This is a genomic window from Pseudomonas sp. SWRI111 (genome assembly GCF_014268555.1).
GTDB lineage: Bacteria > Pseudomonadota > Gammaproteobacteria > Pseudomonadales > Pseudomonadaceae > Aquipseudomonas > Aquipseudomonas hamedanensis.
This window is the reverse complement of record NZ_JABWQQ010000017.1, coordinates 22,456-49,312: the sequence shown is the minus strand read 5'-3', so window position 1 is coordinate 49,312 and position 26,857 is coordinate 22,456. Positions and strand designations below refer to the sequence as shown.

The 26,857-nt window shown below is 61.7% G+C and carries 23 protein-coding genes; 13 read left to right on the top strand and 10 right to left on the bottom strand.

Annotated features, from left to right (window positions below):
- Window positions 1-36: 36 nt before the first annotated feature.
- Window positions 37-2,232: an OsmC domain/YcaO domain-containing protein gene (locus HU755_RS19250; RefSeq protein ID WP_186635517.1), complete on the top strand. Its 2,196-nt coding sequence runs from the start codon at window positions 37-39 to the stop codon at window positions 2,230-2,232.
- Window positions 2,233-2,290: 58 nt separating this feature from the next.
- Here HU755_RS19250 and HU755_RS19245 read toward each other — a convergent pair whose 3' ends face one another.
- Together HU755_RS19245 and HU755_RS19240 are read right to left on the bottom strand one after the other, a co-directional pair.
- Complete coding sequence (locus HU755_RS19245; RefSeq protein ID WP_186546677.1) at window positions 2,291-2,785, bottom strand: PaaI family thioesterase; 495 nt, start codon at window positions 2,783-2,785, stop codon at window positions 2,291-2,293.
- A gap of 32 nt (window positions 2,786-2,817) precedes the next feature.
- Entirely contained in the window at window positions 2,818-3,063 is a 246-nt protein-coding gene (locus HU755_RS19240) for a hypothetical protein (protein ID WP_186546676.1), read from the bottom strand.
- 167 nt (window positions 3,064-3,230) lie between these two features.
- Here HU755_RS19240 and HU755_RS19235 point away from each other — a divergent pair, with 167 nt between their 5' ends.
- Together HU755_RS19235 and HU755_RS19230 are read left to right on the top strand one after the other, a co-directional pair.
- Window positions 3,231-3,875 (top strand): class II glutamine amidotransferase, encoded by a 645-nt coding sequence (locus HU755_RS19235; protein ID WP_186635514.1) that lies wholly within the window; start codon window positions 3,231-3,233, stop codon window positions 3,873-3,875.
- 86 nt (window positions 3,876-3,961) lie between these two features.
- Window positions 3,962-4,303, top strand: a complete 342-nt coding sequence (locus HU755_RS19230) for a hypothetical protein (RefSeq protein ID WP_186635511.1) — start codon at window positions 3,962-3,964, stop codon at window positions 4,301-4,303.
- 770 nt (window positions 4,304-5,073) lie between these two features.
- Here HU755_RS19230 and HU755_RS19225 read toward each other — a convergent pair.
- From HU755_RS19225 to HU755_RS19210, 4 genes are all read right to left on the bottom strand, one after another.
- The gene (locus HU755_RS19225; RefSeq protein ID WP_186635508.1) at window positions 5,074-6,030 is read right to left on the bottom strand and encodes a 2-hydroxyacid dehydrogenase; all 957 of its coding nucleotides are present in this window, start codon (window positions 6,028-6,030) and stop codon (window positions 5,074-5,076) included.
- 31 nt (window positions 6,031-6,061) lie between these two features.
- Window positions 6,062-6,820, bottom strand: coding sequence for an SDR family oxidoreductase (locus HU755_RS19220; RefSeq protein ID WP_186635505.1), 759 nt, complete (start codon window positions 6,818-6,820; stop codon window positions 6,062-6,064).
- A 33-nt stretch (window positions 6,821-6,853) separates the two neighbouring features.
- On the bottom strand, window positions 6,854-7,546 hold the full coding sequence (locus HU755_RS19215; protein ID WP_186635502.1) for a fumarylacetoacetate hydrolase family protein: 693 nt from the start codon (window positions 7,544-7,546) through the stop codon (window positions 6,854-6,856).
- Window positions 7,547-7,645: 99 nt separating this feature from the next.
- The gene (locus tag HU755_RS19210; RefSeq protein WP_186635499.1) at window positions 7,646-8,995 is read right to left on the bottom strand and encodes an MFS transporter; all 1,350 of its coding nucleotides are present in this window, start codon (window positions 8,993-8,995) and stop codon (window positions 7,646-7,648) included.
- Window positions 8,996-9,557: 562 nt separating this feature from the next.
- Between HU755_RS19210 and HU755_RS19205 the strand changes: the two genes are divergently transcribed.
- Window positions 9,558-10,490: an AraC family transcriptional regulator gene (locus tag HU755_RS19205; protein WP_186635496.1), complete on the top strand. Its 933-nt coding sequence runs from the start codon at window positions 9,558-9,560 to the stop codon at window positions 10,488-10,490.
- Between the two features lie 104 nt (window positions 10,491-10,594).
- On the opposite strand, the gene yghU is transcribed toward HU755_RS19205, so the two are convergent.
- Together yghU and HU755_RS19195 are read right to left on the bottom strand one after the other, a co-directional pair.
- Window positions 10,595-11,434: a glutathione-dependent disulfide-bond oxidoreductase gene (gene yghU, locus HU755_RS19200; RefSeq protein ID WP_186635493.1), complete on the bottom strand. Its 840-nt coding sequence runs from the start codon at window positions 11,432-11,434 to the stop codon at window positions 10,595-10,597.
- A 211-nt stretch (window positions 11,435-11,645) separates the two neighbouring features.
- On the bottom strand, window positions 11,646-12,146 hold the full coding sequence (locus tag HU755_RS19195) for a cupin (protein ID WP_186635490.1): 501 nt from the start codon (window positions 12,144-12,146) through the stop codon (window positions 11,646-11,648).
- 183 nt (window positions 12,147-12,329) lie between these two features.
- Here HU755_RS19195 and HU755_RS19190 point away from each other — a divergent pair, with 183 nt between their 5' ends.
- The 4 genes from HU755_RS19190 to HU755_RS19175 all read left to right on the top strand — a co-directional run bounded on the left by HU755_RS19190 (window position 12,330) and on the right by HU755_RS19175 (window position 16,813).
- A complete protein-coding gene (locus HU755_RS19190; RefSeq protein WP_186619706.1) occupies window positions 12,330-14,117 on the top strand; it encodes a thiamine pyrophosphate-requiring protein in 1,788 nt (595 codons plus the stop codon).
- Window positions 14,118-14,127: 10 nt separating this feature from the next.
- Complete coding sequence (locus HU755_RS19185; protein WP_186635487.1) at window positions 14,128-14,865, top strand: DUF72 domain-containing protein; 738 nt, start codon at window positions 14,128-14,130, stop codon at window positions 14,863-14,865.
- A gap of 84 nt (window positions 14,866-14,949) precedes the next feature.
- Complete coding sequence (locus HU755_RS19180; protein WP_186635484.1) at window positions 14,950-15,837, top strand: Dyp-type peroxidase; 888 nt, start codon at window positions 14,950-14,952, stop codon at window positions 15,835-15,837.
- 10 nt (window positions 15,838-15,847) lie between these two features.
- A complete protein-coding gene (locus tag HU755_RS19175) occupies window positions 15,848-16,813 on the top strand; it encodes a Gfo/Idh/MocA family protein (RefSeq protein ID WP_186635481.1) in 966 nt (321 codons plus the stop codon).
- A 165-nt stretch (window positions 16,814-16,978) separates the two neighbouring features.
- Here HU755_RS19175 and HU755_RS19170 read toward each other — a convergent pair whose 3' ends face one another.
- Window positions 16,979-17,716, bottom strand: a complete 738-nt coding sequence (locus HU755_RS19170) for a TorF family putative porin (RefSeq protein ID WP_186635478.1) — start codon at window positions 17,714-17,716, stop codon at window positions 16,979-16,981.
- Window positions 17,717-17,902: 186 nt separating this feature from the next.
- Window positions 17,903-19,645, bottom strand: a complete 1,743-nt coding sequence (locus HU755_RS19165; RefSeq protein ID WP_186635475.1) for an amidohydrolase — start codon at window positions 19,643-19,645, stop codon at window positions 17,903-17,905.
- A gap of 103 nt (window positions 19,646-19,748) precedes the next feature.
- On the opposite strand from HU755_RS19165, the gene HU755_RS19160 reads away from it, so the two are divergent.
- From HU755_RS19160 to HU755_RS19140, 5 genes are all read left to right on the top strand, one after another.
- Entirely contained in the window at window positions 19,749-20,666 is a 918-nt protein-coding gene (locus HU755_RS19160) for a LysR family transcriptional regulator (RefSeq protein ID WP_186635472.1), read from the top strand.
- 196 nt (window positions 20,667-20,862) lie between these two features.
- A complete protein-coding gene (lexA, locus tag HU755_RS19155; protein WP_186546639.1) occupies window positions 20,863-21,480 on the top strand; it encodes a transcriptional repressor LexA in 618 nt (205 codons plus the stop codon).
- Entirely contained in the window at window positions 21,480-22,097 is a 618-nt protein-coding gene (gene imuA / locus HU755_RS19150; RefSeq protein ID WP_186619692.1) for a translesion DNA synthesis-associated protein ImuA, read from the top strand. The genes lexA and imuA overlap by 1 nt, the downstream gene beginning before the upstream one ends.
- A gap of 7 nt (window positions 22,098-22,104) precedes the next feature.
- Window positions 22,105-23,520, top strand: a complete 1,416-nt coding sequence (locus HU755_RS19145) for a DNA polymerase Y family protein (RefSeq protein ID WP_186635469.1) — start codon at window positions 22,105-22,107, stop codon at window positions 23,518-23,520.
- The gene (locus tag HU755_RS19140; RefSeq protein ID WP_346655439.1) at window positions 23,496-26,594 is read left to right on the top strand and encodes an error-prone DNA polymerase; all 3,099 of its coding nucleotides are present in this window, start codon (window positions 23,496-23,498) and stop codon (window positions 26,592-26,594) included. The genes HU755_RS19145 and HU755_RS19140 overlap by 25 nt, the downstream gene beginning before the upstream one ends.
- The last annotated feature ends 263 nt before the right edge of the window (window positions 26,595-26,857 follow it).

Genomic DNA, 26,857 nt, shown 5'->3' with positions numbered 1-26,857 from the left:
GCCGCCATTCGTTTAGCCGTATTCTGGTAATCCCGCATGGAAATCAAGGTCAACTTTCTCGACAACCTTCGACTTGAAGCCAAGTTCGACGACTTCACGGTGATCGCCGATCAGCCCATCCGTTACAAGGGCGATGGCTCGGCGCCGGGGCCGTTCGACTACTTCCTCGCGTCGTCGGCCTTGTGCGCGGCTTACTTCGTCAAGTTGTACTGCGATACCCGCAACATCCCGACAGAGAATATTCGCCTGTCGCAAAACAACATCGTCGACCCGGAAAACCGCTACAACCAGATTTTCAAGATCCAGGTCGAATTGCCCGCCGATATCTCCGACAAGGATCGCCAGGGCATCCTGCGTTCGATCGACCGTTGCACCGTGAAGAAGGTGGTGCAGACCGGCCCCGAGTTCATCATCGAAGAAGTCGACAACCTCGACGCCGACGCCCAGGCGCTGCTGATGCCGCACTCCGGTTCGCAGGGGGGCACCTTCATCGCCGGCAAGGACCTGCCGCTGGAGCAGACCATCGCCAACATGTCGGGGATTCTTGCCGACCTCGGGATGAAGATCGAAATCGCCTCGTGGCGCAACATCGTGCCTAACGTCTGGTCGTTGCATATTCGCGATGCGCATTCGCCGATGTGCTTCTCCAACGGCAAGGGCGCCACCAAGGAAGGCGCGTTGGCCTCGGCGCTGGGCGAGTTCATCGAGCGCCTGAACTGCAACTTCTTCTACAACGACCAGTTCTGGGGCGAGGAAATCGCCAACGCCGAATTCGTCCATTACCCGGACGAAAAATGGTTCAAACCGGGGCCGAAGGACGAATTGCCAAGCGAAATCCTTGACGACTACACGCTCGGCATTTACAACCGCGACGGCGAACTGCGTGGCTCGCACCTGTTCGACACCAACTCGGGCAACACCCAGCGCGGCATCTGCTCGCTGCCGTTCGTGCGCCAGTCGGACGGTGAAGTGGTGTACTTCCCGTCGAATCTGATCGAAAACCTCTACCTGAGCAACGGCATGAGCGCCGGCAACACGTTGGCCGAAGCGCAGGTGCAGTGTTTGTCGGAAATCTTCGAACGTGCGGTCAAGCGCGAAATCCTCGAAGGCGAAATGGCCCTGCCGGACGTACCGCAGGAAGTGCTGGAGAAATACCCGAGCATTCTCGCCGGCATCAAAGGCCTTGAAGAGCAGGGCTTCCCGGTACTGGTCAAGGACGCCTCGCTGGGCGGTGAATTCCCGGTGATGTGCGTAACCCTGATGAACCCGCGCACCGGCGGCGTCTTCGCCTCGTTCGGCGCCCACCCGAGCCTGGAAGTCGCCCTGGAGCGCAGCCTCACCGAACTGTTGCAGGGCCGCAGTTTCGAAGGTTTGAACGACTTGCCACAACCGACTTTCTCCGGTCAGGCCGTCACCGAGCCGAACAACTTCGTCGAGCACTTCATCGATTCCAGTGGTGTGGTGTCGTGGCGTTTCTTCAGCGCCAAAGCGGACTTCGAATTCGTCGAGTGGGACTTCTCAGGCCAAGGCGAAAACTCCAATGCCGAAGAAGCCGCGACCCTGTTCGGCATCCTCGAAGACATGGGTAAAGAAGTCTACATGGCGGTCTACGAGCACATCGGCGCCAAGGCATGCCGCATTCTCGTGCCGGATTACTCGGAGATCTACCCGGTCGAAGACCTGATCTGGGACAACACCAACAAAGCCCTGCAATTTCGCGCCGACATCCTTAATCTGCACAACCTCAGCAAAGTCGGCCTGCGCAACCTCGTCCAGGGTCTGGAACGCAGCGAGCAGGACGATTACACCGACATCACCACGCTGATCGGCGTCGAGTTCGACGACAACACGCCGTGGGGCAAATTGACGATTCTGGAACTGCGTTTGCTGATCTACCTCGCCTTGCAGAAGTTTGACGAAGCCAAGGACTTGGTTGAGGCGTTCCTGCAGTACAACGACAACACGGTTGAGCGCGGCTTGTTCTATCAAGCCGTCAACGTCGTGCTGGAGATGGAACTGGACGAGGATCTGCAACTGGAAGATTACGAAGCCAACTTCCGCCGGATGTTCGGTGACGAGCGTATGGATGCGGCGATTGGTTCGGTCAACGGCAGCGTGCGGTTTTACGGCTTGACCCCGACGAGCATGAAGCTCGAAGGGCTGGACCGGCATCTGCGCTTGATTGAGAGCTATAAGAAGCTGCATGCGGCGCGGGCGAATGTGACGGTCTGACCGTCAACTGTGGCGAGGGAGCAAGCTCCCTCGCCACAGGGGTAGCGCCGCAGCCCGGCTAACGGCCATGCGCCGCATCTGCCAATTGCCCCGTATCCACCCGCACAAACACCGAATCGCCCACCGCCGTCAGCACTTCCCCCGCATACACCTCGCAAATCACCCGCGTCTTGCGCCCGACATCACCTTCGACACGCGCGCGCAGAATCAGCGGCACGCCCATCGGCGTCGGCTTGATGAACTTGATCCCAAGGTTGCCGGTGACGCAGTCGATGCGCGGCAGGCTGCCGGCTTCGCGGTGTTCGGCGCGGTAGTGCCAGGCCATGGCTGTCCAGTTCGAATGACAGTCGACGAGCATGGCGATCAACCCGCCGTAGACCAGATCTGGCCAGCCGCAGTAACGGGCGTCGGGCAGATGTTCGGCGATGACGTGGACGCCGTCGTCGTCCCAGCGGCTTTTGACGTGCAGGCCGTGCGGATTGCGGCCGCCGCAGCCGTAGCAAACGCCTTCGGGGGCGGCGAGGTCTTGCAGGGGAATGTCGAGGCTGGACATGAGCGTGGTCATCCTGAAGTAGAAGAGTGCGGTCAGGCGGGCGTCAGCCAGGTATCGACGACGCGGCGATCCAGCTCTTCCCAGTACGCCATGCCCAGCACGCGGGTGGTGTTCAGCCCGCGCAGGTAGCCGCGCAATTGATGGGCGGTGTCTTTGACGAGCTGCGGATCGCGGGTGTTTTTGTCCAGCAGGACGGTTTCGTACTGGACCAGGTACTCCGCCACGCGGTCGCGGAAGTCAGGCAGTACGGCGTCACGGATCAGGTCGAACGTTCTCAAGGCGAGATCCTCGGTTGATTTTTCTGCTTGTTGTGAGTGTGCCTCAGTCTGTTCGGCAGGCAACTATTGCTAGAAGTAATAGTGACCATCAAGAAACGCAAGTTCTGCTTTGCCGGCAACAGGCGGAAAATCGCCTCCATCGAATACGCAGCTCAAGGAAATGCGCGATGAAGACGCTGACACGACTGGCTTTGATCGCCCTGCTGATGGGCGGGGTGGTTGCCACTGCACCGGCTTACGCAGACGCCGCCAAGTCGTGCCACTTGCAGCCCATCGCCGCCAGTGCGTCGACGTTGCGGCACACGCAGACCGTGGGTGTGCTGTTGAGCGAGAACACTCTGCAGAATCTGCAATACCTGGAGCGTTACCACGACATGGCGCTGAACGGCGCGAAAGACGCACTGGATTCGCGGATTCGTGAGGCCTTTGTCGGCAGCTCCGACCCGGAACTGGCCATGGATTGGTTGCTCAGTTCGTTGCAGCAGCAGTTTGTCTCGGTGACCGTCTACGACAATCTCGATGCATTGGTGCAGGCGCATCCGGACATCGTGGTCAAGCTTGATACGTTCAACCGTCTGCTGACGCAGCGCAACAGTCTGGTCGAGGCGCGGTTTTCCGCGCGGTTCTACGACGCTGACCTGCAATACATCGGCAAGGCTGAAGGGGCGATCGAGCAACAACTGCCCTCGGTCTGGGTGCATGACCAGGCGGCGCCGCAGATCGCTGCGCGGATCAATCAGCAACGTGACCTGCAACTTGACGCCTTGAAGCAATTCGATGTGTCGCTCAAAGCGCTGGTGGCGTCGAGCTGATCACTAAAACGTAAATGGCAACGGCGGCTCCGTGAGGCTGGACCGTTGCCGGTTGAACCGAACCTTTATTTTTCAGGATTACCCCGATGCGTCCTTTATTTGTGCCTGTGATGGCTTTTGCTTCGTTGCTGCTTGCTGGCTGCGCCTCTGCGCCGAACGATCCGACCCTGACGTTGCAGACCAGCAAGACACCGGCGCAGTACGCCGAATGCGTGGTGCCAAAGTTGCAGGGCAGTGCGTTGCATCCAACGGTTTCGCAGAGTCAGCGTAGTTATCGGATTGTGGTGCCGAGCAAGGTCGCGGCGGATAACGTGCTTGAGGCTTATAAAGACGGGAAGGGCGGCAAGGTGTTTATTTATGAGCGGCATTTGCTGGCGTCGAATTTGTTGCCGTCGAGTTTTGAGCGGGCGGCTCAGGATTGCATTTGATCTGAGCGCCTGGATGGGTTTTTGACAGAGCTCCTTTGGTTGGCCGCAACCAACCAATTTTTTTGCCCCACACCGGTTGTTGGTTGTGGGGCTTTTTTTTGGACTTGGCGGCCTTTGGGCCGACCAGGTTTTGGGTGGTTTGGGGGGTGTATCCGTTGCTGCGGTAACGGCTGCTTAGGGTTCCGCCCTTACGGCGGGTGACTTTGGGGGCCCAAAGTAACCAAAGGCCTTTTGCCCTGACGTGCGGCCCCTCGCTGTGGCTCGGGGTGCCTTCGCTGCGGGATCGATCCGGGCGCAGCGTCTCCGGTTTGCTTCGCTGCACCTCCTCTCGCTGTGTACGACTTCGTCGTACGGTCGCTGCGCTCCCACGCCCGGATCAATCCCTCCGCTCAGCCTTCCGACGGGCGCCGTGCATCAAGATCAAGAGCCTTACTCGAGCTAACGCTCATTGTGTTGAGTGGTGAGAAGCAAAAGCGGTTTGATTTGCTTTTGCTCTTTTGTGGGAGCGGGCTTGCTCGCGAAGGCGGCCTGACAGCCGACCTGTCTCTTGCAGATGTACACCGCTCCAAACTGTAGGAGTGAGCCTGCTCGCGATAGGGTCATACCAGACAACGTATCGCTGACTGACCCGCCGCCATCGCGAGCAGGCTCACTCCTACATTGGACTTTGGGTGCTGGCGATTTCCCGATCACGCCGCGTAACCTGTGGGAGCGAGCCTGCTCGCGAAGGCGGTCTGTGCCGCAATCGTGAACGGCGCTCCATTACGCATTCACCCCGTCACACACCCAACCGGCACTTTCCCCGCAAACGTATCTACCAGACTCGCCACCACCATTTCCCCCATCCGCGTGCGGGTCTGCAACGTGGCGCTGGCCCGATGCGGTTGCAGCACCACCTGTTCGTTGCCAAACAACACTTGCGGCACGTTTGGTTCATCGACAAAAACATCCAGCGCGGCCCCGGCAATTTCGCCGGCAGAAAGCGCCGCAACCAGATCGGCTTCGTTCACCAGTTTGCCCCGCGCCACGTTGATCAGATAACCGTCCTTGCCCAACGCATGCAGCACTTGCGCATCGATGATCGCTTCGCCCTTGTCAGCCGCAGCGGCGAGGATCAGCGCATCGCTGTCGCGCGCCAGTTGCTTGAGGTCGGCGACGAAGGTGTGCGGTACGTCGCTCATCGGTTGCAGGTCGGTGTAGCTGATCGGGCAACCGAAGGCGGCCGCGCGTACGGCGATGGCGCGGCCGACGCGGCCCATGCCGACGATGCCGATGCGCATGCCCGATACCTGGCGGGCCAGGGGCAGCGGGGCCAGCGGTGTCGGGCTGTGCGGCCATTGGCCGGAGCGCACGTAACGATCACTGGTGCACAGGCCGCGGCACACCGAGATCAGCAGGCCGATAGCGAGGTCGGCGACGTCTTCGGTGAGGGCGCCGATGGTGGCGGTGACGCGGATGCCGCGGTCGCGGGCGTAGGCCAGGTCAACGGCGTCGGTGCCGACGCCGTTGACCGCGACCACTTCCAGGTTCGGCAGTTGCGCCATCAGCGCCTGGCTGATGCCGGTGTGTCCGCCGGTGATGACGCCGCGAATGTTGGCGCCGTGTTCTTCTATATACGCGGGCTTGTCCGCTTGCTGGAAGTAGCGACGCACGGTGAACAGTTCGTCAAGGCGCGTATTGATTTCGGGGATCAGAATCGGGCTCAGTTGCAGGATTTCTGGCTTCATGGCTACCTCGTTACGCAATAAAAAGGCCGGTTCAACCGCGGCCGGCAAACGGCATGGCGCTGGCCATGACGGTCATGTTCAGAACGTTGGCCGACAGCGGCAGGCCGGCGATGTAGCGCACGGCGTCGGCGACGTGTTTGACGTCGACCATTGGCTCCACGGCGATGCTGCCGTTGGCCTGGCGCACGCCTTGGGTCATGCGTACCGACATTTCCGTCAGGGCATTGCCGATGTCGATCTGGCTGCAGGCGATGTTGAATTCGCGACCGTCGAGCGCCAGGGATTTGGTCAAGCCCAGTACGGCGTGTTTGCTGGCGGTATAGGCGCTGCTGAACGGGCGGGGGGTGTGCGCAGAAATCGAACCGTTATTGATGATCCGTCCGCCCTGTGGCTGCTGCTTGCGCATTATCCCGAAGGCGCCGCGAGCGCAGAGGAACACCCCGTTCAGGTTGGTATCGATCACGTTGCGCCACTGCTCGAACGTCAGTTCATCCAGCGGCACGGCGGGTGCGTTGACCCCGGCGTTGTTGAAGACCACGTCGAGGCGGCCATAGACCTCGGCAATCGTTGCGAACAGGACGTCGACACTGGCCGGGTCGCGCACGTCGGTGGGCACCGCCAAGGCTTGATGCCCTTGGCTTAGCGCCAGTTCAACCAGCGCCTGCAACGGCTCGGGCCGGCGTCCGGCAAGCACCAGAGTGAAGCCGTCGGCCATCAGGCCCAGGGCCACGGCGCGGCCAATGCCACTGCCGGCTCCGGTCACCAACGCGACTTTCAAAGGGGTGGTCATTTTATTGTTCTCCTGTTTTCAAAGGCCGACGGATCAGGTCCGTGGGCCGACGCGCATTTCCAGTTGGCCGATGCCGTCGATGCCGGCGTTGATCACATCGCCTGGTTGCAGCCCATCGACGCCCGCCGGGCTGCCGGTCATGATCAGGTCGCCGGCGCGCAGTGCCACGGATTGCGAGATGCGGCTGATCACTTCACTGACTGACCAGATCTGGCTGTCGAGGTTGTCGCGCTGGCGTTCTGCACCATTAACGTTCAGCCATAACTCACCCTCGGGATGGCCAGAGCGGCTTACCGGAACGACGGCGGTCATTGGCGCGGCACCGTCGAACACCTTGGCGCCTTCCCACGGCAAGCCGTTGCTTTTGGCGGCGCGCTGCACATCACGGCGGGTCAGGTCGAGGCCGGCGGCGTAGCCCCAGACGTAGGCCAGCGCCTGTTCCTCGGGAATGTTGGCGCCGCCTTCGCCGATGGCCACCACCAGTTCGATTTCGTGAACGAAGTCCTCGCACAGCGTGGGGAAGGCCACGTCGCCGACGGCATCGACTACACAGCTTGCCGGTTTCATGAAGAACACCGGTGGCTGGCGCGACTGGCCCTGGCTGTCCGGCCACGGGTAGTTGCGGCCGACGCAAAACACCCGGGCGACGGGGAAGCGTTGTTCAGTGCCGAGCACAGGCAAGGTCACGGGCAGATCCGGGGTAAAGACGTATTCGGTCATGTTCATCCTGCGGGTCATCCTGTTTGAAGTAGCAGCGTACGGCGGCTGGCGTCGGCGAAGTTGGACGAAAGCCGCCTGCGTTTGGAGAAAATGGGTTTTTTCGCCTTAGCGCACTTTCAGCTCGATGCGGTACAAGCGTCCGAGCAGCAACGAGTAGGAGAGGGTGCCGATCAGCGCCACACCGCCGATGAACCAGAAGGCATAAGCGAAGGTGCCGGTGGCATGGACAATGGCGCCGATTACGATCGGGGTGACGATGCCGCCAATGTTCGCGGCCAGGCTGGTGACGCCGCCGGTCAGTCCGATCAGCTCTTTGGGCGCCACTTCCGACACCGCGGCCCACGACGAGGAGGCGATGCCCTGGGCGAAGAAGGCGATGGTCAGCACGGCGATGCAGATCAGGTTCGAATCGGTGAAGTTCACCAGCACGATGGACATGCCCAGCATCGAACCGACCACCAGTGGCAGCTTGCGTGCGAAGGACATCGAATAGCCGCGACGGATCAGCAGATCCGAGACGATGCCGGCCAGCAAAATCCCCACCGTGGCGCCCACGAATGGCAGCACGGCGAAGATCCCGGCCTTGATCATGGTCAGCTTGCGTTCTTCGATCAGGTAGGTCGGGAACCAGGTCAGGAAAAAGTACAGCGCCGAGGTGCTGGCGAACTTGCCGATGCAGATCGCCCAGACCTGCCGATAGCTGAACAGTTCGGCAACCTGCCGCCAGTTGAAGCGGGTGCGTTCCTGGCTGCTCTTGACCAGACCGCCGCCGGTTTCGATGTACTGCAATTCTGCCTGGCTGACTTTTTTGCAGTTCAACGGATCGCGATACAGATACAGCCACAACACACCGAACACGATGCCGAGTGCGCCGGTACTGTAGAACACATGGCGCCAGTCGAAAGTGGTCGCCAGCCAGAGCAGTGCGCCGGTGAACAGCGCCGTGCCCAGGTATTGGCCGCAGACGTAGATGCTGCTGGCCAGCCCGCGTTCTCGCGCCGGAAACCACACAGTGACCGCACGACTGTTGGCCGGAAAGGCCGGAGCTTCCATGGCGCCGACGGCCAGGCGCAGGCCGAACAGCGAGGCAAACCCGGTGGCGAAACCCTGGCAGACGGTGACGGTCGACCAACTGATCAGCGAAACGCCGTAGGTAAAGCGCGAGCCGAAACGGTCGGCGATGAAGCCGGCCGGCACCAGCGCCAGGGCGTAGGTCCAGGCGAAGGCGGAAAAGATCAGGCCCATCTCGATCTTGTCCAGGCCAAGATCCTTGGCCATGAAGGGCGCGGCAATCGAGATGTTCACACGGTCGATGTAATTGATGATCGTCGCAATCAGCAACAACGACAGCATGAACCAGCGCCGCCGGGTTGGCAGCCGCTGTGCCGAGACGGCATCGCGTGAACCGGCAATCACCGGCGGCACGGTGGCACTGGAGGAATGAGAGTTGGACATGCAAAGACCTCGTTATTGTTAGAAGAGTCGAGATTTTTCGAGCAGCCGACGCCGTTGCCCGTAGATGGCGGGCAGGGCAATCGAACGTGAAGCGGGCGTGGCTGAAGCGCAGGCTTCAGACGTTCAACAACGTCGGTCTGCGACTGTCATCAAGGTGAGGTCGAGAGGGGTGGCGAGGGGGAATAGCAGGATCATGACGTGCGCACCTTTGATTGTTTTTGAAAGAGGTTGGGCTGCGTTGGTCATTACAGTGGTCGTACAACATCGCTAAATCAACCGAGGTGTTAGAACGTTTTTTCTTGAGGGAAACAACTTTGGCTAACCTGTCCAAAAACATAAATCTGAATATCGTTGGCGGTCCGACCTGCTAAACAGTGATAACTGTTTGATTAATAAGGACCTGTCAGGAATTAAAAAGAATCTTGTTTTTGGACACGCGCATTGCCACTCAGCAGGGGAAATAGTTGCCGAGCGTTGATGTCATCGTATGACTTGTTGCCGCCCTCAGCCCAACCCTGCAAGATGACAGACGCCACCTCACTGCCCGGAGGACTCCCCACCCATGTCGTCACTCAGCCGTATCCCGACCTACGTCATGCAGCAACGCAGCGAATTGACCGATTTCTATATTCGCGACAAAAGGGGCCGGCGCGCCGAGACCAGTCCTCACCGCCATGAGTATTTTCAAATTCAGATCAACCTCGGTGGCGACACCGTTCAGCACATCGGCAGCGTGCAACGGCCATTCCCGCGTAACACTCTGGCCTTCATCCTGCCCCATCGCGTACACGTCATTCCGCATCCGGCGGACAGCAATTTCATCGTGATCAACTTTTCCCAGACCTTTCTGTTGCCGCATTTGCAGTGCGACCCGATGGATCTGGAAGAGGTCTCGATCCTGTTGGCGCCGGAGCTGTCGCCGTTCCGCTTTCAGGAGCATCTGGACTTCATCCTTGGCGACGAAGATTTCGCTCAGGTCTGCGGCCTGATCGAGCAGATGCGCGCCCTCGATGAGAACCGTCAGTTCGGCACGCGGGAAATGCTCAAGGGCTTGTTGCTGCAACTGATTGGCAGCGTGTGTTTTCTCTACGCCGAACCACTCAAGCGTCTGGCGGAGGAGAATGCTGCGGAGAACAGCCGTCGTGACGCTCTGAGCCGGATGTTCGAATACTTGCGCAAGAACATCGCCGATCCCGATCTCAACCTGATCAAGGTCGCTGCCGCGACGTATCTGTCACCGACTTACCTGACGCACTGGCTGCGCAAGGAAATCGGCAAGACATTCACCGAACTGGTGCTGGAGCGGCGCATGCACGCCGCACGCAATTTTCTGCTCAACAGCACGCGCTCGGTGGGCGAGGTCGCGCGCTTGTGCGGGTTTGCCGACGAGGCGTATTTCTCGCGCCGTTTTCGCCAGATCCATGGTCAGCCGCCCGGGCAGTTTCGCCGCCGCCAGCTCAATCCGGATACGCCGCAAACGCCGCTCGACACTTGAAGCGAGCCTGCTCGCGAACGCGGTGTGTCATTCAACAGATGCGTTGTCTGATACTCCGCTTTCGCGAGCAAGCTCGCTCCCACAGGGTTATGCGGTTTTCGGTCTCAGTCTAGATCCTGCGCCTGATGCCGCTCCGGCACCTGACTCTCTTCATCGCCCCAGGTACGATTCACCCGCTGTCCGCGACTAACTGCCGGCCGCTGGGCGATTTCTTCCGCCCAGCGCTGCACGTGGGTGTATTCATGCGCTGCCAGAAACTCCGCCGCCGAATACACATTGTTGCGCACCAGTTGCCCGTACCACGGCCAGACCGCGATATCGGCGATGGTGTAGCTGTCGCCGGCCAGGTAACGGTTATCGGCGAGACGGCGATTCAGTACGTCCAGCTGCCGCTTGGCTTCCATGGTGAAGCGGTTGATCGGGTATTCGAGCTTCTCCGGCGCGTAGGCATAGAAATGCCCGAAACCGCCGCCCAGATACGGCGCCGAGCCCATTTGCCAGAACAGCCAGTTGAGGGTTTCGGTGCGCCCGGCCGGATCCCTGGGTAGCAGGGCGCCGAATTTTTCCGCCAGATACAGCAGGATCGAACCGGACTCGAACACCCGGATCGGCGGTTCGACGCTGCGATCGAGCAGTGCGGGGATCTTTGAATTCGGATTGATCTCGACGAAGCCGCTGGAGAACTGGTCGCCTTCGCCAATGCGGATCAGCCACGCGTCGTACTCGGCCCCGCTGTGCCCGAGCGCGAGCAGTTCTTCAAGCAGGATGGTGACTTTGACGCCGTTGGGCGTGGCCAGCGAATACAGTTGCAACGGGTGCTTGCCGACCGGCAATGGCTTGTCATGGGTCGGCCCGGCGACCGGGCGGTTGATGCTGGCGAAATGGCCGCCGGAAGGGGCTTCGTGTTTCCAGACCTTGGGCGGAACGTAAGACGTTTTGCTCATGAAACGGACCTCGTCGATGCTGGGATGGCGTAGGTAGACACCGTAGGGAAAAATGCCCGCCCATGCCACCCCCCACAGATTTCCCTGTCAACCCAAACCCCCTTGTAGGCCTTCGCCTGCTCGCGATAGCGGTGTGTCAGGCAAATAATGTATTGACTGGTACACCGCTATCGCGAGCAGGCTCACTCCTACAGGGTTATGTGTTGAACCATCAATGCCAGTATTGGGCTAACGCGCCACCGTTTCCTTGCACCGGATCAGTCTCAGGAAATGCAAGCTTCGCAATACGCGCCAACTGCTCTTCACTCGGCGCATCCCGGCAAATATCCGCTTGCTGCCCCGGCGGATACGCCCCCACCACCAGGAAATCTTCGCTCGACCACAGGTTGCAATGCCCGGTCCCGACCGGCAGTAACAGCGCATCTCCGGCGTTGACCTCGACCGCGTGGCCATCGGGCCCGCCCAGCATCAACCGCGCTTTGCCTGCCGCCACGCCGAGCACCTCATGGCCTTCAGTGTGGTAGTGGTGATAATCATAAATCCCGTAGCGCCACTGCGGCGGCCAGCCATTGGCGCTGAAAACCTGCTCGAAGCGCACCGCCGGATCGTCGCCCTCGATGGCAATCGCGTTGCGATAGATCAACACCGGCAGACGCGGATTGTTTGGCACCCAGTCGTTGCGTTCGAGCAACAAGGTTTGTACTTCAGTCATGACGAATCCTCCGATCATTCATCAATCGACCGCAGGACAGGGTGCTCGCCTCAATAAATTCGTCAATGGCTGCCCTGGCGCCCTGGGCAATTCCGGCCCGGGTGCAATCCATCGAAACTTCGCCGCGCACCTCACTGTCCAGACCCTTACACATCCATGCAGCGGTGAAAGGCGAGGATCGAGATGACGATGACGGTAGGGGATTTTCTGGTCGAGCGGCTCAGCGAATGGGGCGTGACGCGGATTTTTGGATATCCGGGCGACGGTATCAATGGCGTCTTCGGCGCCATGGCCCGGGCGAAAGGCAAGATCGAATTCGTACAGGCGCGACATGAGGAAATGGCCGCGTTCATGGCCTCGGCGCACGCCAAATTCACCGGTGAGCTGGGCGTGTGTATCGCCACCTCCGGCCCCGGCGCTTCACACCTGATCACTGGTCTTTACGATGCGCGCATGGATCACATGCCGGTGTTGGCCATTGTCGGTCAGCAGGCGCGCACGGCGCTGGGCAGTCATTACCAGCAGGAACTGGACTTGGTGTCGATGTTCAAGGACGTCGCCGGCGCGTTCGTGCAGCAGGCTTCGGCGCCGGCACAGGTGCGCCATCTGCTCGACCGCGCCGTGCGCACGGCTGTGGGCGAGCGCCGCGTTACTGCGCTGATCCTGCCCAACGATTTGCAGGATCTGCCTTACGAACAACCACCCCGCGCTCACGGCACCGCGCACTCCGGCGTCGGCTACAGCAAGCCGAAAGTCGTGCCTTACGACGCCGATTTGCAGCGCGCCGCCGAGGTCCTCAACCGCGGCGAGAAAGTCGCAATTCTGGTCGGTGCCGGGGCGCTGGAAGCGACCGACCAGGTGATCGCCGTGGCGGAAAAACTCGGTGCCGGCGTCGCCAAGGCTTTGCTCGGCAAAGCCGCGTTGCCCGACGATCTGCCGTGGGTCACCGGCAGCATCGGCCTGCTCGGCACCGAACCCAGCTACAAGCTGATGAGCGAATGCGACACCTTGCTGATGGTCGGCTCGGGCTTTCCCTATTCCGAATTCCTGCCCAAGGAAGGCCAGGCGCGTGGGGTGCAGATCGATTTGCAACCGGACATGCTCAGCCTGCGTTATCCGATGGAGGTCAATCTGGTCGGCGATTCAGCCGAAACCCTCGCCGCGCTGTTGCCTTTGCTCGAGCAGAAAACCTCAAACAAGTGGCGCAAAAAAGTCGAGGGCTGGCGCAGCACCTGGGAGAAAACCCTGGAAAAGCGCGCCATGGTCAAGGCCAAGCCGATCAATCCGCAACGCGTGGTGTTCGAGCTGTCACCGCGCTTGCCCGATCAGGCGATCATCACCAGCGACTCCGGCTCCTGCGCCAACTGGTACGCCCGTGACTTGAAAATCCGCCGCGGGATGAAATGCTCGCTGTCCGGTGGCCTGGCCTCGATGGGCGCTGCGGTGCCCTATGCGATCGCGGCCAAATTCGCTTTTCCGGAACGCCCGGTGATTGCCCTGGTCGGCGACGGCGCGATGCAGATGAACAACATGGCCGAGCTGATCACCGTCGCCAAATACTGGCGGCAATGGGCGAGCCCGAAATGGATCTGCGCAGTGTTCAACAACGAGGACCTCAACCAGGTGACCTGGGAACAGCGGGTGATGGAGGGCGATCCGAAGTTCGAGGCGTCACAAAGCATCCCCGATGTGCCTTATCACCTGTTCGCCATTTCCATCGGCCTCAAGGGCATCTTTGTCGATCGCGAAGAAGACGTGGCGGCGGCCTGGGAGCAGGCACTGGCCTCGGATGTGCCCGTGCTGATCGAGTTCAAGACCGACCCGAACGTGCCGCCGTTGCCACCGCACATCAAGCTGGAGCAGGCAAAGGCATTCGCCACGACCTTGCTCAAAGGCGATCCGGACGAGGCGGGGGTGATCGTGCAAACGGCCAAGCAGGTGCTTGGCGCCGTGCTGCCGCGCAAGAAATGATGCCAGGCGCTTGAACGAACCAGCGATTTTCATCGGTTGCGCGGGCTCAAGCCTTGGCCGCGAGCACTGGCCGGCCTTCCCGGAGGAAGGCACGCATCTGCAACGCTATGCGGCGCGTTTCAACTGTGTGGAAATCAACAGTTCGTTCTATCGCCCGCATCGTCGGCAGACCTATGAGCGTTGGGCCGATTCGGTTCCGCCAGGCTTTCGCTTCGCAGTCAAAGTACCCAAGCTCATCAGCCATGAGCAGCGTCTGGCGGGCAGCGCGGCTGCGCTTGATGAGTTTCTCGGACAGTGCGAAGGTCTGGGTGAAAAACTGGGCTGTCTGCTGCTGCAATTGCCGCCGAAACTGGCGTTCGACGCGCCCGCTGCCGAGGCGTTTTTTCGCGTCTTGCGCGAACGTTTCCAGGGCGCCGTGGTGCTGGAGCCGCGACACGAATCGTGGACCGGCGCCGAGGCGCTGTTGCAGGATTTGCAGATTGCCCGGGCGGTGGTCGATCCGTCGCGGATCAGCACCGACGCGGCGCCGGGCGGCTGGCTAGGCCTGCAATATTGGCGCCTGCACGGCTCGCCGCGTATTTATCACAGCGCCTATGACTCGGCTTATCTCCAGCGTCTTGCTCAGGTCCTGCGAAGCGCGAGCGGCGCGGGCAAAGACACTTGGTGCATCTTCGATAACACCGCCAGTGGCGCAGCCACCGCCAATGCGTTGGCATTGAGCGCGCTGACCGAAGTCAGCGAGCGCTGATACGATGGCCTCATGGCCGCTATCGGAACCCACACAAACCATCCGGCTACAGGTAAACTCCGCGCACTTTTTCAAGGAGTTCACATGAGTTACTACCAGCCGGGCATTCTCGCCACCCCTGTTCCTGCGCAAGCACGTCATCTGTTTTTCGCCCTGGCGTCGGTTGAAGCCTTGCCGCAAGCGATCGACAACCTGCTGATGCTGGTGGATGGCAAGTCGGCGGTGGTCGGTTTTGGTGAGTCGTTGACCAAGGCGCTGGATGTGGAAATCGACGGCCTGCGCAGTTTCCCGGCAATGACTGGCGTTGGCGTGAACAACCCGTCGACCCAGCACGCGCTGTGGGTCTGGCTGCACGGCGTCGACCGCGGTGAACTGCTCAACCGCTGCAATGCCTTCGAAGCCGCGCTGGCCCCGGCCTTGCGCCTGGTGCAGGTGCAGGAAGCCTTCCGCCACATGGACGGCCACGATCTCACCGGTTACGAAGACGGCACGGAAAACCCGCACGATGACGCCGCCATTGCCGCCGCGCTGCAAAGCACTGGTGCTGATGGATTGATCGGCGGCAGCTTCGCCGCCATCCAGCAGTGGCAGCACGACCTCAAGGGTTTCCATCGGTTATCCGCTAGTGCCAAGGACGACATCATGGGCCGTCGCTTGAGCGATAACGAAGAAATCGACGACGCGCCAATCTCCGCTCACGTCAAACGTACCGCCCAGGAAAGCTTCGCGCCGGAGGCGTTTGTCGTGCGCCGTTCGATGCCATGGATCGAAGGTGATCGCGCGGGTTTGATGTTCCTGGCTTTCGGCTTCTCGCTGGATGCCTTCGAAGCGCAACTGCGGCGCATGAGCGGTCTGGAAGACGGCATCACCGATGGCCTGTATCGCATCAGCCGACCGATTACCGGCGGCTATTACTGGTGCCCGCCGCTCAAGGACGGTCACCTCGATCTGCGCGCTCTGCGCATCGGCTGAGGACTGGGGCATGAACGTGGTGCGCTGGGGCATGATCGGTTGTGGCAGCGTGGCGGAACGCAAGAGTGGGCCGGCCTTTTACAAGGCGCCCGGTTCGGCGCTGGTGGCGGTGATGGGCCGTCGCCTGGAAGCGGTGAGCGATTACGCCGCGCGTCACGGCATCGAACGGGTGTACACCGAGGTCGATGCGCTGATCAACGATCCGCAGGTGGACGCGGTGTACATCGCCACACCACCCGACAGCCACCACGCCTACAGCCTGAAAGTCGCCGCCGCCGGCAAGCATTGCTGCGTGGAAAAACCCATGGCGCTCAATGCCGGGCAGAGCCGCGAGATGCTGCAGGCGTTTGCCGCTGCCGGTCTGCATTTGTTTGTCAGCTATTACCGCCGCTCGCTACCGCGCTTCGCGCAAGTGCGCCAGTGGCTGGAGGAAGGGCGTATCGGCGAGGTCCGCCACCTGAGCTGGACACTGACCAAAGCGCCGTCGCCGGTGGATCTGGAGGGCCGTGACAATTGGCGCACCGATCCGGCGGTGGCGGGCGGTGGTTATTTCGCCGATCTGGCCAGCCATGGTTTGGACTTGTTCCAGTATTTGCTCGGCGACATCGTTGAAGTCGCCGGTTTCACCGCACGGCAAGCGGGTCTGTATGCGGCGGAAGATGCGGTCAGTGCCAGTTGGCGGTTTGCTTCGGGAGCACTGGGCATGGGCTGCTGGAATTTCGTTGCGGACCGGCGCGAAGACCGCGTCGAAATCATCGGCAGCCAGGGGCGGATTGGCTTTTCGGTGTTTGACGAGCATCCGCTGCACTTGTTTGCCGATGAGCAGATCAGTCTGGAGATTGCTCATCATGAGCATATTCAATGGCATCACGTGCTCGGGATGAATGCGCACATTCGTGGCGAATCCCGCCATCCCGCCGTGGCCGAGCAAGCCGTCAAAACCGACTGGGTCATGGACCAGATCCTCAAACGCTGAATAGACCACGACCCCCTGTGGGAGCGAGCCTGCTCGCGAAAGCATTCCGTCAGTCAATACTTCGGTGACTGACACACCGCCTTCGCGAGCAGGCTCGCTCCCACAGTTTTTCGCGGTGAACCCCGCATATCGAGCCGAATCATAAATCCCCTGTGGGAGCGGTTATCAGAAAGATTTGCTGACGCTGGCGACGACGGTCGCGGCGCAGACGTCTTTGAAGCCCCAGTTGCTCAGGCATTGCGTTTGCGAGAGGTCAGTGTCGATATAGCTGAGGCCCAGCACCACGCCGGCCAGGTTGTGGGTGACTTTGACCTCCCATTCCCGATAACTGTCCTGCGCCTGCCCGGACGCCGAATACAGGTACGGGTCCTTGAAATCCATACGGCCGTAACGCAGTGCCAACGCCGAATCGAAAGGCAATGGCGTTTCATAACTGACGTAGGTGTAGAGCGAGTTCTGCTGGCTATCGATGCCCGGCGCATCGCTGGAGTAGTACGCCGCCACGCTGACGCCGTACGCGCCGAAAATCGCGTAGACCTCGCTCTGGTTGAACTGGCTTTCCCTGGGGTAGGCATACTTGAGATAGCCCAGGTCCAGACTGACATCCTCGCTCGCCTGCCATAGCCAACCGGCGTAGTAATCGACTTCCTGACGGGTCTTCAGGCCACCGCCGAAATCGACGTTGGAACTCCACGCGCCCAGATACAGACCGCTGCTGTGCGCCAGGGTCAGGCCGGCCTGCGCGGCAGGGTCATTTTGGGTTTGCGAAATGCCGCGCGTGCGGTAATCACTGGCGAGGGTCAGATCCACCAGCACGGCGAAATCGTCGTTCAACGCGATCGCGTGGCTGCTCAACGGCAGCACGCTGAAGAAACTCAGGGCGAACAGGGGCAAGGCTTTCATGTGAAGTCCCGATGTTGTGATTATTGTTGGGCAGTATGAAAACTGGGGCGGGAATGCAATCTCAGCCGCCCCAAAAGTCCCTGTAGGAGTGAGCCTGCTCGCGATAGCGGTGTGTCAGACAACACATCGACATCTGATACACCGCTATCGCGAGCAGGCTCACTCCTACAAAGGGCGATGGTGTTGTTATTGAGCGGCGGTGTAGACCTTGCGACCGGCAAACCAGGTCTGCAACACCTGGGTGTCGTGCAGGGCTTTGTCATCGACGCTGAACACATCGCGATCCAGAACAATGAAGTCCGCCTGCTTGCCCGGGGTCAGCGAGCCAATCTGCCGGTCCAGGCCAATGGCTCGCGCGGCGTTGGCGGTGTAGGCATAAAACAGGGTTTCGCGGTCCAGGCGCTCGTCGGCATTGAGCACGCCCAGCGGGCCGACACGAGTGATCGCCTGGGCCATGGCGTTGAACGGGTTCGGTGATGAGACCGGCCAGTCACTGGCGCCGGCAATCGTCGCGCCCTGCTTGAGCAGTGAGTGCGCCGGGTATTGATAGCGAAAGGCGAGGGCGCTGACGTAGGGCTTGATCATCTCGGTGGTGTAGTCGTCGGCGCTGGCCCAGAGCAGTTGCATCGAGGCGATGACCCCAAGCGGCTTGAAGCGGGCGAATTCTTTCGGGTTGACCATCTGCAGGTGAGTGATCGAGTGGCTGATGCCGCTCTGGCGATCCTTGCGCGCCTGGGCGATGCCGTTGAGCGCTTCGCGCACCGCACGGTCACCGATGGCGTGGATGTGTACCCGCCAGCCGCGCTGGTCGATGGCGCTGACCAGTTCGCCGAAGTGCTGCGGATCGATGAGCAATTCGCCCTGTTTGTGCGAGTTGCTGTAGGGGTCAATCATCGCCGCGCTTTGCGCCGGAAATTCGATCACGCCGTCGGCGAAAATCTTCACCCCTGGCAGGGTCAGGTTGGGTATGCCTTGAAACTGCTGGCGCACCTTGTCCAGCGTATCAAGATCGGCCGGAACACTTTTCGGATTGGCGACCAGCAGCGCGGCGACATGCACGCTCATCTCGCCACTTTCGGCCAGTGCCTTGTAGGCCGGCAGCACACCGACGGACTTCTCGGTGGGTTTGAGAGCGAACACTGCTTCACCCGGTGCGGCGTTGGCCGCCGGGTCCATCCATGCCGTGATGCCCAGACTGTTGTTGTAGCGCACGGCTGATTTGGCGGCGCTGAGCATGTCGGCAGGGCTTGGCACCGGCATCTTCGAGGCGACCCGATCCCAGCCAGCGTCGACCACAAAGCCGTTGGGCTCGCCGTTGGCCAGTTTGCCAATGGTGTCCTTCTCGGCCTCTGGCAAGGATTGCAGCAGCGCGGCGTCGATGCCGGCGCGTTTGAGCATGACGTTGTTGGCCCACGCGGTGTGGTGATCGCTGCCGACGAACACCACCGGCACGTCGGCCCATTCGCCGCTGTTGAAGGTTTTGCCCAAGGCTTCGGCCTGCGCCCAGTACACCGAACTCATGCCGGCAATGCTCAGCACATCGCCGTGTTTTGCCTTGCCGTCTTCGCGCCAGCCACGCAGGCGGTTTTGCAGTTCGTCGAGACTGACGATTTCGTCAGCCATGTTCGCCGAGACCATTTCCAGCCCGCCGAAAATGGCGTGGGAATGGCTGTCGACCAGCCCCGGCATCAGGGCTTTACCTTGCAGATCGATAACTTGGGTGGCGGTCTCGATCAGCGCCTTGATCTGTGCATCGGTGCCGACTTGCAGCACTTTGCCCTGTCCCACGGCAAGCGCCTGGACCTTCGGTTGCGTGCGGTCGGCAGTGAAAATCTTGCCATTGAGCAACACCAGATCGGCAGCGGCCATGGCTTCCATCGAGGCAAAACTTACAGCGGCAACCAGCAGCTTGGGAATGAATCTTATCATTGAAGATTTCCTTGTTATTGCGTCTGATGGCCAGATTACTGGCTGCAATCGGCCGACAGAACGCTTCCCTCACGAAAAACGTTTTTGCCTGAATGGAAAAAGCATGGACAAGCTGGGTGCACTGAAAATGTTCGTGGTCACCGCGCAGCTCGGCAGTTTCAGCCGCGCCGCCGAGCAATTGGGCAAGACCCCGTCGGCCTTGACCAAAGCGGTCAACCACCTGGAGTCGGAGTTGGGTGCGCGGCTGTTCGAGCGCAGCACACGGCGAATTCTGCTGACCGAGATCGGCCGGGTGTACCTGGAAACCGCGCGGCTGGTATTGCAGCGACTGGACGAGGCAGGGGAGGAAATCGAACAGTTGCAACACGGCCTGCGCGGCAGTCTGAAAATCACCGCACCGCTGGCCTATGGTCGGGCTTTTCTCGATCAGGTGTGCGACGGCTTTTTGCAGCAGTACCCGCAGATCAGCCTGCAAGTGGACCTGTGCGACGCCTTCGTCAATTTGCTGGAAAGCGGCTATGACCTGGCGCTGCGTGAGGGGCATGACGATTTGCCGGGGTTGATCGCGCGGGTGGTCGGCAGCAATCGCCTGGCCTTGTGTGGCAGCCCGCAATATTTGGCGCGCGCAGGTTTGCCGGTCAATCCGCAAACCCTCGAACAGCATGAGTGGCTGTGGTATCAGCATCCGTTGCTCAGCCGCGAGTTCTGGTGGGCCGAGCGCGATGGCCAGCGCCTGAGCCTGGCCCAACCGACGGCGCCGCGGTTGCGCAGCGACAATTACGATCTGCTGCTGGCCAGCGCCCTGGCCGGTCGCGGTTTATTGCATACGCCGTTGTGGAGCGCCGCGCCGTACCTCGCGGATGGGCGACTGGTGCGGGTCATGGCTGATTACGCGATCGACCCCGACACCTTCGGCCCGCACATTCTTGCGGTGTATCCGAGCCATCGGCGGGCGACGGCGAAAGTTGTGGCGTTTATCGATTACATCGCAGGGTTTCTCGCCGAACGTGGGCTGAACTGACGACATTGATCGCTCCCACGCGCAGCAAAGGAACGCAGCCCGTGACGCTCCGCGCCACTGGACGCGGAGCGTCCCTTGGGGCATTCCCACGCAGGGCGTGGGAACGATCAGATCAAAAGATCGCAGCCTTCGGCAGCTCCTACGTCGGCTTAGGCCGACTGGCGGTTCTTGTCAGGAAAATCCTACAGGAGTACAAATGTACTCCATGACAAACCTGACTCCCCGCCGTACCGCCATCCTGACCTTTATCCGCGAACGCATCGCCGAACACGGTCAGCCCCCAAGCCTCGCTGAGATCAGCGAGGCTTTTGGTTTTGCCTCCCGCAGCGTGGCGCGCAAGCACGTGCTGGCGCTCACCGAGGCCGGATTTATCGAGGTCAATGCGCATCAGGCCCGGGGCATTCGCCTGCTCGGACAGCCGGCGCGCCCCGAGCTGCTCGACATCCCCGTGCTCGGTCGCGTGGCCGCCGGCGCGCCGATTGGCGCCGATGCCGACATTCATAGTCGCTTGATGCTCGACCCGGCACTTTTCTCCCGCACCCCCGACTACCTGCTGCGGGTGCAGGGCGATTCGATGATCGAGGACGGCATTCTCGACGGCGATCTGGTCGGCGTGCGGCGCAATCCCGAGGCACTCAATGGGCAGATCGTGGTGGCACGGCTCGACGGCGAAGTCACCATCAAGCGCTTCGAACGTGTCGGCGCAGAGGTGCGGCTGTTACCACGCAACCCGGCGTATCAGCCGATTGTCGTGCGCGACGATCAGGACCTGGCCATCGAAGGGGTGTTCTGCGGTCTGGTGAGGCAAGGCTGATGGGCGCCGTCGTTGCGTTGGATACCCTGTTCAATGGCGGCCAGGTCTGGAGAGGCCGGCCTGCGCCACCGGCCGCCAGCCCGCAGCCGACCGGCCACGCCGCGCTGGACGCGGCACTGCCCAGCGGTGGCTGGCCGGAGGCTGCGCTGAGTGAAATCCTTCTGGCCGGCCCCGGTGTCGGTGAGTTGCAACTGGTCTGGCCGACGCTGGCGCGATTGGCCGCGGCCGGCGAGCGCATTGTGCTGGTGGCGCCGCCGTTCTTGCCGTACCCGCAAGCGTGGGAAAACGCCGGGGTCGATCTGCGTCAGTTGTCGGTGATTCAGGCCAGCGAGCGCGATGCCTTGTGGGCGGCGGAGCAATGTTTGCGTTCGGGCAGTTGCGGCGCGGTGCTGTGCTGGCCAAACAAGGCCGATGACCGCGCATTGCGGCGTTTGCAAGTGGCGGCGGAAACCGGCCAGACCCTCGCGTTTGCCTGGCGACCGTTGAGCGAAGCCGTCAACCCGTCACCGGCAGCACTGCGTATTGCCATCGACGCCAGGCCTGCACAACTGCGCGTCCTCAAATGCCGTGGCGGGCTGGCGCGGACGACGCCAATTGCCTTTGCCGTGGGGCACTGAGGCCGCCATGCGCTGGGTGTGTATCGTGTTTCCGCAACTGGCCCTCGACGCCGTGCTGCGCCAGCGCCCCGATGCCGCTGAGCCGTTGGTCTTGCTCAGCGGTCCGGCCCAGCGCCGGGTGTTGCAAGCGGTGAATCCGGCGGCGCGCCAACTCGGCTTGCGTTCCGGCATGTCGATGACTGCCGCCCAGGCCATGAGCAAAGGCTTTGCCACCGCCGATTATGAGGTGGCCGAGGTCGAACACTGGCAGCAGTTTCTCGCCGCGTGGGCCTACCGTTTCAGTGCGCAGGTCAGCGTGCATTACCCGCGGACCGTGGTGTTCGAGATCGAGTCGAGCCTGGGACTGTTCGGCACCTGGGTGCAGTTCGAGGCGCGCCTGCGTCAGGAACTGACCGACCTGGGCTTTCGCCACCGCATCGTCGCGGCGCCGAACCCGGCAGCGGCGCGGGTGTTGGCCAATGCGTATGACGGTCTGGTGGTGCCGGACGGTGAGGCTTTGCAACATCACCTGGGGCGATTGCCTGTCGACCGCGTCGGGCTGGAGCCGAGCGTGGCCACGGCGTTGACGCGTATGGGCCTGCGCACGCTCAATCAAGTGCAGAGCCTGCCGCGTCAGGCCCTGGCCCGGCGGTTCGAAGCGCAGATGCTCAAGCACCTCGACACCTTGTTCGGCGCGCGCCCACTGGCGCTGGAGTTTTACCTGCCGCCAGACCGTTTCGACGTGCGCATCGAGCTGAATTTCGACGTGCAATCTCATCAGGCACTGCTGTTTCCGTTACGCCGTCTGACCGGCGATCTGTCGGCATTCCTCTGTGGACGCGACAGCGGCGTGCAGCGCTTCGACCTGCTGCTGGAACACGCCGGTCTGCCGGACACGGTGATCAAGGTCGGCCTGCTCAGTGCCGAGCGTGATCCGGCGATGCTCTTCGAGCTGGCCCGTGGGCGTCTGGAGCAGGTGCAGGTCGAGGCACCGGTGCGCGGCTTTCGCCTGCGCGCCGAGGACCTGCCGAGTTTCGTCCCGCAGTTTCAGCAATTGTTCGATGAGCGTACGCAACAGACCCTGCCCTGGGAGCAATTGCGCGAGCGCCTGCGTGCCCGGCTGGGCGATGACGCGGTGCAAGGACTGCGTTTTCAGGCCGACCACCGGCCCGAGCGTGCCTGGCAGCACGGCGTCGACAAACAGCGTTGCAGCGGTTTGCCCAACGTCCTGCGTCCGGGCTGGCTGCTCGACGAACCACAGAGCGTGCCGCACGGCTCGGCGCGGATTCTCATGGGGCCGGAGCGCATCGAATCCGGCTGGTGGGACGGTGAGGATGTGCGCCGCGATTACTACCTCATCCAGAATCGCGCCGGCCAGCAGGGCTGGGCCTGGCGTGCGGTGGGCGAGGACGGCCCCCTGTGGCTGCAGGGCTGGTTTGCATGAGCGCCGGTTATGCCGAACTGCACTGCCTGTCGAACTTCAGTTTCCAGCGCGGTGCCTCCAGTGCCCTGGAGCTGTTTCAGCGCGCGAAAAAGCACGGCTATCACGCCTTGGCAATCACCGACGAATGTACCTTGGCGGGCATCGTGCGCGCCTGGCAAGTGGCGAAATCCGTTGAATTGCCACTGATCATCGGCAGCGAAATACGCATCGACAACGGCCCGAAACTGGTGCTGCTGGTGGAGAACCTTGCCGGTTATCAGGCGTTGTGCGGCTTGATCACCCGCGCCCGGCGCCGCACGCAAAAAGGCCAGTATCAGGTGCTTCGCGAGGACTTCGACGAGCCGTTGCCGGGATTGCTGGTGTTGTGGGTGCCGGATTCGCCCGATCAAGGAGAAGAGGGCGCCTGGCTGAAACAGACGTTCGGCGCGCAACTGTGGCTGGCGGTGCAGTTGCATCGCGGGCAGGACGATCAGCAGCGGCTGGCAGCGTTATTGAGTCTGGCGGCGCAGTGGCAGATTCCGGCGGTCGCCAGCGGCGATGTGCACATGCACGCCCGTGGCCGCCGTGCCTTGCAGGACACCATGACGGCGATCCGGCACCACGTCCCGGTGGCCGAGGCAGGCTTGCGCCTGCATCCCAATGGCGAGCGGCACTTGCGCAGTGTCGAGATGCTGCAAGCGCTGTATCCGCCGGCCTTGCTGGACGAATCGGTAAAACTGGCCCGGCGCTGCACCTTCGATCTGGGCGAATTGCGTTATCAGTATCCCAAAGAGCTGGTGCCCGAAGGCCACAGTGCCAGTTCGTGGTTGCGCCATCTGACAAAACAGGGCATTGCCTGGCGCTGGAAAAAAGGCGCGCCCTTCAAGGTGCTGAGGCAGATCAACAAAGAATTGAAACTGATCGCCGAACTTGGCTACGAAAGCTATTTTCTCACCGTGCACGACGTGGTGGATTTTGCCCGCAAGCAGGAAATTCTCTGCCAGGGGCGTGGTTCGGCGGCCAACTCGGCGGTGTGCTTTGCCTTGGGCATCACCGAAATCGACCCGGACCGCACCACCTTGCTGTTCGAACGTTTCATGTCCAAAGAGCGCAACGAGCCGCCGGACATCGATGTCGACTTCGAACACGAGCGTCGCGAAGAAGTCCTGCAATACGTGTTCAATCGATACGGCCGGCGGCGCGCGGCACTGACCGCCGTGGTCAGCACCTATCACGCCACCGGCGCGGTGCGTGATGTGGCCAAGGCCCTGGGCCTGCCGCCGGACCAGATCAACGCATTGGCCGATTGTTGTGGTCGCTGGAGCGATGAAGTGCCGCCGCTGGAACGCTTGCGCGAAGGCGGCTTCGACCCCGACAGCCCGCTGCTGCGCCGCGTCTTGAGCCTGACCGGGCAACTGATCGGTTTCCCCCGGCACCTGTCGCAGCACCCCGGCGGTTTCGTGATTTCCGAGCAACCGCTGGACACCCTGGTGCCCGTTGAAAACGCAGCGATGGCCGATCGCACCATCATCCAGTGGGACAAGGACGATCTCGATGCAGTCGGTCTGCTCAAGGTGGATATCCTGGCGTTGGGCATGCTCAGTGCGATCCGCCGCTGTTTCGATCTGCTGCGCCGCCACCGCGATCTGAATTTGACTCTGGCGACGATTCCTCCCGAAGACAAACCGACCTACGACATGATCAGCCGCGCCGATACCGTCGGCGTGTTCCAGATCGAATCGCGCGCGCAGATGTCGATGCTGCCGCGCTTGCGCCCGCAGACGTTCTACGATCTGGTCATTCAAGTGGCCATCGTCCGGCCGGGACCGATTCAGGGCGGGATGGTCCATCCGTACCTGCGCCGGCGTAATAAGGAAGAAAAAGACAGCTACCCGTCGCCGGAGCTGGAAGTGGTGCTCAAACGCACCCTCGGCGTACCGCTGTTTCAAGAGCAGGTCATGCAGATTGCCATCGTCGCCGCCGACTACAGCCCCGGCGAGGCCGATCAATTGCGCCGCTCCATGGCCGCATGGAAACGTCACGGCGGACTGGAACCGCACAAGGAACGACTCGCTGCCGGCATGAAGAAGAACGGCTATACACCGGAATTCGCCGCGCAGATATTCGAGCAGATCAAGGGCTTTGGCAGTTACGGTTTCCCCGAGTCCCACGCTGCCAGTTTTGCCTTGCTGACTTACGCCAGTTGCTGGCTCAAATGCCATGAACCGGCGGCGTTCGCCTGTGCGCTGATCAACAGTTGGCCGATGGGCTTCTACAGCCCGGACCAGATTCTTCAGGACGCGCGCCGCCATCAATTGCAGATCCGTCCGGTGGACGTGCGCGCCAGCGATTGGGATTGCAGCCTGGAAACCACCACCGGGGCACAGCCGGCGATTCGCATGGGTTTGCGCATGATCAAGGGCTTTCGCGAGGACGACGCCCGGCGCATCGAAGCGGCGCGCCAGCGCGGGGCGTTTGCCGATGTCGCCGACCTGGGCGAGCGGGCGGCCCTCGACAGCCGGGCGCAAGCGCTGCTCGCCGATTCCGGAGCGCTACGCGGTCTGGCCGGGCACCGCCATCGGGCGCGCTGGGAAGTGGCGGGGGTGCAGAAACAACTTGGCCTGTTTGCCGGGCTGCCCAGCGAGGAAGAGGTGCAAATCGTGCTGCCCAAACCCAGTGTGGGTGAAGACCTGCACGCCGATTACGCCACGTTGGGTACCACGCTGGGGCCGCATCCACTGGCGCTGTTGCGCGGCGAATTGAAAGCGCGACGTTGCCGCAGTTCGCGGGAGTTGCAGGATATTGAACATGGCAGACCGGTGAGCATCGCCGGATTGGTCACCGTTCGGCAACGCCCCGGCACGGCCAGCGGCGTGACGTTCGTGACCCTGGAAGACGAGTTCGGCAACGTCAACGTGGTGGTCTGGCGCGACCTGGCCGAGCGTCAGCGGCAAGTGCTGGTCGGTGCGCAATTGCTCCGGGTCGATGGCCGCTGGGAGCGCGAAGGCGACGTGCGCCACCTGATCGCCGGCCGCCTGAGCGACCTCAGCCCGCTGCTCAGCGGTATTCGTGTGCAAAGCCGGGATTTCCACTGATCCCTTCCCCAAAGCCAAACACCAAACCCTGTGGGAGCGAGCCTGCTCGCGAAAGCAATCTGTCAGTCAAAGATGATTCGTCTGATGCACCGCTTTCGCGAGCAGGCTCGCTCCCACAAGGGATTTCTGTGTCTCTGATCGTTCCCACGCTCCGCGTGGTAACGCCTCCCGTGACGCTCTGCGTCACAGTGGCCGCGGAGCGTCCATGGCAGCATTCCCACGCAGAGCGTAGGAACGATCAATGTACGGCTAGTCATTTCACT